This is a genomic window from Streptomyces bobili (genome assembly GCF_002154575.1).
Lineage (GTDB): Bacteria > Actinomycetota > Actinomycetes > Streptomycetales > Streptomycetaceae > Streptomyces > Streptomyces bobili.
The window spans coordinates 1-4,522 of the sequence record NZ_MUBA01000315.1; the positions used below are offsets into that span (position 1 = coordinate 1).

The window sequence follows — 4,522 nt, forward strand, 5'->3', positions numbered from 1 at the left end:
CGCCGAGCGCGCGGGCGCGCGTCACGCGCTGATCGGCCGTGACCAGGTGGGCGGCGTGTCCGTGAGGCGGCACAGGGTCAGGTAGAGAGGGATGGGCGGCGTGTAGGGGAGCGTGCCGTCCGGCCGGTGGATGAGGCCGGGGATCCGCGCGGAGTCCGGCACGATCGCACCCGTGGCGTACTGCACGGGGGAGGGCCAGTCCAGGGCGTAGTCGGAGTCCGACGGGACCAGCCACCACCAGTGCGCCTCGTCGGCGTACACGCAGCCCACGCGCGGGAGGCGGGGCATGACCAGCGGGCCGAGCCGCGCCGGGACGGCGACGGCGTCGCAGCCCAACGGGGCGGTCATGCCCTCGGGAACCGTGATCCGGTGCGGCGCCCGAAGGGTGTCACCGCCGGGGCCGCGCCCCAGGCGGACCAGCGTGTCCAGGGTGAGCACCCCGATCCGGCCGGGGGCGGTCCTCACGCCGTGTCCCGGTCGCGCGGAAGGTGGCCTGGTGATCCCGTGCCGGGGTGCGGGCGCCGGGCGGGTGCCCCGCTCGCCGTGTCGAGCGCGTGATCGGCGCGGGCGGCGTGGTCGGTGGGTGTCGAGGCTCCGCCGGTTGCCGGGCCGCGGTGCCACTGCGGCGCCACGCGGGACAGCGGGCCGTCGGACAGGCGGGGGAGCCGCCCAGGAGGGCCGCTCGGCCGGGGGTCGGCCCAGCCGTCGGCGGAGGTGTGGTGGGGCCGGTGTGTGGGGCCCGAGAGGTGGGCTTCCGTGGGATGTGCCCTGGGGGCCTGCTCGACTGGGCCGGGGCCGGGGCCACCGTGCCTCGCGTCGCCGTGATCGCCCTGCTCGGCGGGGGTCTCGCCCTCGTCGTCCGAGCCGTCGGCCGGGCCGGGCTTCGGTCGGGCGCCCCAGCCGAGGTCGGCACGGGGCGCGGAGGCCGCACCGGCGTCGGCGGCGGGGTCCTCACACCGCTCGTCGGAGTGTGCGGGGGAGGCCTGCCGGGGCAGGTCCGCCCAGACCAGCAGCCCGGGGCCGTGTTCCAGGGCGCCCCAGGAGTGACAGAGGGCGTCGACGAGAAAGAGGCCCCGCCCGTGTTCCTCGTCGGGGCGCTGCGGCGAGGGGTGCGGCTCGCCGGGCGCGCAGCCCTCGTCGCGTACGGCTATGCGCACGAGGTCGCCGCCGTCGAACAGCTCGCAGACGACCACGCCGCTCGCGGTGTGCACGATGGCGTTGGTGACCAGCTCGGATATGACCAGGGCAGCCGTGTCGCAGGTGTCCTCGCAGACCGACCAGCCGGTCAGCCGGGCCCGCGCCAGGCGTCTGGCCTGCGCCGGGGAACCCGGGTGCGCGGCCAGTTCGAACCGGAACCGGCGCTCGGCAGCCGCCCGGTCGGGGCCTGCTTCCCCCACGCTCGAGTGCGCTCGAGTGGGGATACCCCCATCGGCGCCGAGACCCTGGGGGTGGCCTGCGGCGGCGTCTGTTCCTAAGGGCGCGGACGGAATCACGCTTGCCACTATCGCCCCGCCGTGAACACTTGGCAAGTGTCACTCTGAAAAATGCAGAGTGCTGTGTGACGGGGTGAAGCGCCGTGGCACACTGCACGGAACAGCACCTCGGGCGGCGCCAGTTGGGATCACCGGAGATCCGTATTTTTGTTCGTACGTTTCTTCGATTCGGGTCTTCGCATGGCGCCGCAGGGCTGTCGGGATTCTTTTCGTGACCGGCCGGCCGGGCCCAGTGGGGCCCGTCGGTCGGCTCTTCGTGGAGGTGGAGCGTGAGCGAACCGCGGTCCGCGCCGACCGTGGGGCAGGTCGTCCTCGGCCGGCGCCTGCTGGACCTGCGGGAACGCGCCGGGCTCAAGCGCGAGGAGGCCGCCCGCATCCTCCGCGTCGCACCGGCCACGGTCCGCCGTATGGAGATGGCCGAGGTCTCGCTCAAGATCCCGTACCTCCAACTGCTGCTGAAGTCCTACGGCGTCACCGACGCGGAGGCCGAGGGCTTCGTCCAGCTCGCCGAGGAGGCCAACAGGCCCGGCTGGTGGCAGCGTTTCCACGACGTCCTGCCCGGCTGGTTCTCGATGCACGTCAGCCTCGAAGGCGCGGCCGCCCTGATCCGCCAGTACGAACCGCACTTCGTCCCCGGCCTGCTGCAGACCGAGGACTACGCGCGCGGTGTGCTGAAGTCCGGGGCCATCGGCCAGACCCGGCCGGAGGACATCGAGCGTCACGTCGACCTGCGTCTCCAGCGCCAGGGACTGCTCACCCGTGAGGACGCGCCCCGGCTGTGGGTCGTCATGGACGAGACCGTGCTGCGCCGCCCGGTGGGCGGCCCGGAGGTGATGCGCGCACAGATCGACAAACTGCTCGACGCCACGAAGCTGCCCAACGTGACCCTCCAGGTCGCCCCGTTCTCCTCGGGGCCGCACCCCGGCACGTACGGGCCCTTCGTGCTGTTCCGATTCGCCATGCCCGAACTTCCGGACATGGTCTACAGCGAGTACCTGACCGGCGCCGTCTACCTGGACGCGCGCACCGAGGTGGCGACCCACCTAGAGGTCATGGACCGCATGGCGGCGCAGGCCGCTACGGCACATCGCACGAAGGAGATCCTCCGGGATCTCCGCAAGGAGTTGTGAATGGAACGCATCAAGTCCCCGACCAGGCCGCGTGGCCGCGCTCAGCGGATCTACAACGGCATGCCCGCGAGGGAACTGGGCAGCGAGGGCTGGCACAAGCCGTGGAGCGGCGGCAACGGAGGCAACTGTCTGGAGGCCATGAAGCTCGCCGACGGCCGGATCGCCGTACGCCAGTCCACCGACCCCGACGGGCCGGCGCTGATCTACACCTCCGACGAGATGACGGCCTTCATCGAGGGAGCGAAGGCGGGAGAGGCGGACTTCCTGTTGTCCTGAACCAACCACCCGTTCCTTCTCCCTGTGCCCCATTTGCTCGACTTCTTATTCAACTTCCTTATCTTGGTACTGACTTGATCATTATTCGTGTCACATGCCTATGGAGTTCCTCATGACCGGGCAGGACCCCACCGGTGCCGTCGGGATCGACACCAGCAAGCCCCATCCCGCACGGATGTACGACTGGTACCTCGGCGGCAAGGACAACTACCCCGTGGACGAGGCGATGGGCCGGCAGATGCTGGCGCTCGATCCCCGCGTCCCGGTGATGGCCAGGGTCAACCGGGCGTTCATGCACCGCGCGACGCGCTGGCTCGCGGGCAACGGCGTCCGGCAGTTCCTCGACATCGGCACGGGCATCCCGACCGAACCCAACCTCCACCAGGTCGCCCAGCAGGTCGCGCCCGACGCCCGCGTCGTGTACTGCGACAACGACCCGATCGTCCTGGCCCACGCGGCCGCCCTGCTGCGCAGCACGCCCGAGGGTGTCACCGAGTACCTTCAGGCCGACGTCCGCGACCCGGCCACCATCGTCGAAGGCGCCCGGAAGATCCTGGACTTCGAGCGGCCGGTCGCGCTGTCGCTGATCGCGCTGCTGCACTTCGTCCCCGACGAGGACGGGGCGCACGAACTGGTCGACCGGCTGCTGGCCGAAGTCCCTTCGGGCAGCTACCTGATGATGACCCACGCCACCGCCGACTTCACCCCGGAGGAGTCCGCGGCGGCCACGGAGAAGCTCAAGGCGGCCGGCGTCACGCTGGCGCTGCGCTCCCGCGGGGAGTTCGGCCGCTTCTTCGACGGGCTGGAACTGGTCGAACCAGGGGTCGCGGTGGTGCCCGAGTGGCACCCCGAACTCGGCGAGCCGGTGCCGGGCCAGGAGGACGGTGTCATCCCCGGCTACGGGGCGGTGGCGCGCAAGCCGTAGACGGGCGGTGTGCCGGGGGCGTCACACGCGAGTGATGCCCCGTCGGCCGCCGGTCACACCCAGGACCACATGCGGCGCGGCGCGTCCACCAGGCGGCTGACCGCGACGACCGGGAGCGGCGGCTGCTCGGCCTCGCTCCGGCTCAGGCGCAGCCCGTAGTAGATCTGCTCGATCGACGGCGGCCCGACCGCGAGGTTGCGCCGGACAGCGGCCGTCGACGACTTCTCCCCGCTCTGCACGAGATACGCAGCCGCCATCGTGCCCGTACGGCCGACTCCGGCGCCGCAGTGCACGAACACGGGCCCCGGGGCCTGGGCGACGACGCCGAGGAAGCGCCGTACCTGGTCCGGCTCGGGCGTCTGACCGTCCCGTATGGGCATGCGCACGACGTTGAGCCCTGCTTCGCCGGGCTTGGCGAGCTGCGAGGCGCTCAGATCCTCCGCGCGCAGATCGACGACGGTGGTGAAGCCCATGCCCGCCAGCGCGCGGTATCCGGAGGTGCTGGGAGCGGCGCCGCGCCACAGCCTGCCCTCGGTGTCCACCGGCTGGAAGTGATGGACACCCTGCACGGTCCGGGTTCCGGCCGGTGCCGGAGTCTCTTCGCGGGCCCAGTACGACAGCGCGAGGATGCTCAGCGCGCAGGCCGCCCACAGGACGAGATAGCCGATGACGAGGGCGATCAGGAGGCGCAGCGCCCG

5 protein-coding genes and 1 pseudogene are annotated in these 4,522 nt (G+C 71.8%); 3 read left to right on the forward strand and 3 right to left on the reverse strand.

Annotated features, from left to right (window positions below):
* Positions 1 to 21 precede the first annotated feature (21 nt).
* A complete protein-coding gene (locus tag BZL64_RS24530; RefSeq protein WP_086771364.1) occupies positions 22 to 465 on the reverse strand; it encodes a hypothetical protein in 444 nt (147 codons plus the stop codon).
* Positions 466 to 809: 344 nt separating this feature from the next.
* Positions 810 to 1,529 (reverse strand): annotated as a pseudogene (locus BZL64_RS41300) (ATP-binding protein); the annotation flags it as partial.
* 233 nt (positions 1,530 to 1,762) lie between these two features.
* On the opposite strand from BZL64_RS41300, the gene BZL64_RS24540 reads away from it, so the two are divergent.
* The 3 genes from BZL64_RS24540 (at position 1,763) to BZL64_RS24550 (ending at position 3,824) form a co-directional block, all read left to right on the forward strand.
* On the forward strand, positions 1,763 to 2,623 hold the full coding sequence (locus tag BZL64_RS24540) for a helix-turn-helix domain-containing protein (protein ID WP_086771365.1): 861 nt from the start codon (positions 1,763 to 1,765) through the stop codon (positions 2,621 to 2,623).
* Entirely contained in the window at positions 2,624 to 2,899 is a 276-nt protein-coding gene (locus tag BZL64_RS24545; RefSeq protein WP_086771366.1) for a DUF397 domain-containing protein, read from the forward strand. It begins immediately after the preceding gene.
* Between the two features lie 112 nt (positions 2,900 to 3,011).
* Entirely contained in the window at positions 3,012 to 3,824 is an 813-nt protein-coding gene (locus BZL64_RS24550) for an SAM-dependent methyltransferase (RefSeq protein ID WP_086771368.1), read from the forward strand.
* A 53-nt stretch (positions 3,825 to 3,877) separates the two neighbouring features.
* On the opposite strand, the gene BZL64_RS24555 is transcribed toward BZL64_RS24550, so the two are convergent.
* A partial coding sequence (locus BZL64_RS24555; RefSeq protein ID WP_244205474.1) for a protein-tyrosine phosphatase family protein occupies positions 3,878 to 4,522 on the reverse strand: 645 nt, incomplete at its 5' end.

Bases quoted from the DNA above. Each gene is read 5' to 3' on its own strand.
- BZL64_RS24545 (WP_086771366.1), top strand. From the start codon at position 2,624: ATGGAACGCATCAAGTCCCCGACCAGGCCGCGTGGCCGCGCTCAGCGG.
- BZL64_RS24550 (WP_086771368.1), top strand. From the start codon at position 3,012: ATGACCGGGCAGGACCCCACCGGTGCCGTCGGGATCGACACCAGCAAG.